The organism is Hydrogenophaga flava NBRC 102514, assembly GCF_001571145.1.
Taxonomy (GTDB): Bacteria; Pseudomonadota; Gammaproteobacteria; order Burkholderiales; family Burkholderiaceae_C; genus Hydrogenophaga; species Hydrogenophaga flava.
On the sequence record NZ_BCTF01000063.1, the window covers coordinates 1 to 1,664 of the forward strand.

The 1,664-nt window shown below is 64.5% G+C and carries 1 protein-coding gene and 1 pseudogene; both read left to right on the top strand.

Annotated elements, in window-relative coordinates; translation table 11 throughout:
• Positions 1-1,146: DUF1566 domain-containing protein (locus HFL01S_RS24365; RefSeq protein ID WP_157539132.1), on the top strand; the 1,146-nt coding region annotated here is incomplete at its 5' end.
• A 50-nt stretch (positions 1,147-1,196) separates the two neighbouring features.
• A pseudogene (locus HFL01S_RS24370) lies at positions 1,197-1,664 on the top strand (hypothetical protein); the annotation flags it as partial.

The window sequence follows — 1,664 nt, forward strand, 5'->3', positions numbered from 1 at the left end:
CCTGGCAAAGGCTTTCACTTCTACACGGCCAGCGAGGTGGAGAAGAACAGCATCATCGCCAACCTCGCGGCGACCTACAGCTTTGAAGGCATTGGCTACTACGTGCTGGACACCGACTGGCGGGCCGAGAAGCTGCCGCACAGTGGGGTGACCGCCAGTCGGTGCTACAGGTTCGGCGACGACCAGCTCACGGCCTGCAGCGCTGCGGAAGCCGCCGACCTAAATCCCCAGCAAGACGGGCACCGCTCGGCCATCAACCGGATGTCGTTCGACGCGGTAGGCGGCAGGCCCCTGACCAGTTGCGTCAGGGACAACATCACCGGCCTGATCTGGGAGGGCAAGACCGACGACGGCGGCCAGCGCGACAAGGACAACACCTACACCAACCAGGGCGGAGGAGCCGCCACAGACACCAGCGGCTATGTGGCGGCGGTCAACGCCTTGAACCTGTGTGGCTTCAGCGACTGGCGCATGCCCACCCGCAACGAACTGATCAACCTGGTCGACTACGGCAAGACCGGTGTGGCGCCTATCAACGGCACCTCGTTTGGCAATACCGCACTGGCGCACTATTGGAGTGCTGATGTGGTGAGCGACAGCATCGGCGGTGCGCGGGCTTGGTATGTGAGTTGGATCGGTGACGGAGGGTATTCGGGCAACGCCGTCCGTACACAGACCAACGCTGTCCGACTGGTGCGTGGCAACGCCCCCAGCGGTCCCCGCTTCACCTTCAGCACGATCCCCAACGAAAGCGACGCGGCCAACAACGTGGTCAACGACGCCTGGACGGGCCTGCAGTGGCGCCGTTGCGAAGAGGGTCGCATCTGGACGGGCAGCACCTGCACAGGCTCTTCCGCTTTTGACCACCAAGGGGCCTTGGCGCGCGCACGGACCCAGAGCGGCTGGCGATTGCCCAACGTCAAGGAGTTGGCAAGCCTGGTCGATTTGAGCGTGAGCGCCGGCGTGAAGATCAATCCGGCAGCATTTCCAAGCGCCATAGGGGGCGACCTCTGGTCGTCGTCTCCCCATGTGGGCGCGAGCTACGAAGCTTGGTATGTCTATTTCGGTAGCGGCTCCATCGGCACTTTTTTTCGTTTCGACAGCACTGCCGCCAAACCGGTTCGCCTGGTTCGGATCAACGAGTGACAGCCGGCGCAGCCGTTTCCCTTTGGTCTTCGCTGCGAAAGAGAACTCCCATGTACACCTCCACCAACTTCCAACCGCTGCGCGTCCGCTGGCTCTGCGCCGTGGCGCTGCTGGGCCTGCTGACCGCCTGTGGCGGCAGTAGCCAGTCCGGTGGCGCAGATGACAAGAGCGCTGACGGCATGGCAGAAGCCTCCAGCGCCGACAGCTCAGCGCCCGCCGCACTCGCCCGGGGCGCAGCCCTGAACACGGCAGAGCTGGCCGCCGCTGAGAAGAGGGCTGTCGCAGCCGATGCCTCGGGCTCACCGACCCCGCTGGACGAGCTGTCCGCCGGCGAGATCGCCGCCAAGAGCGCCTACACCTCGGGTGCAGTGGCGCGCAAGGCGCTGGCCACGCGCATCCCGGTTTACCGCTTCTACAACAGCAGCACCGGCGCGCACTTCTTCACCACCAACACCACCGAGCGCGACAACATCGTCGCCACGCTCTCACCTCCGTTCAGTCTTGAAGGCTCGGCTTTC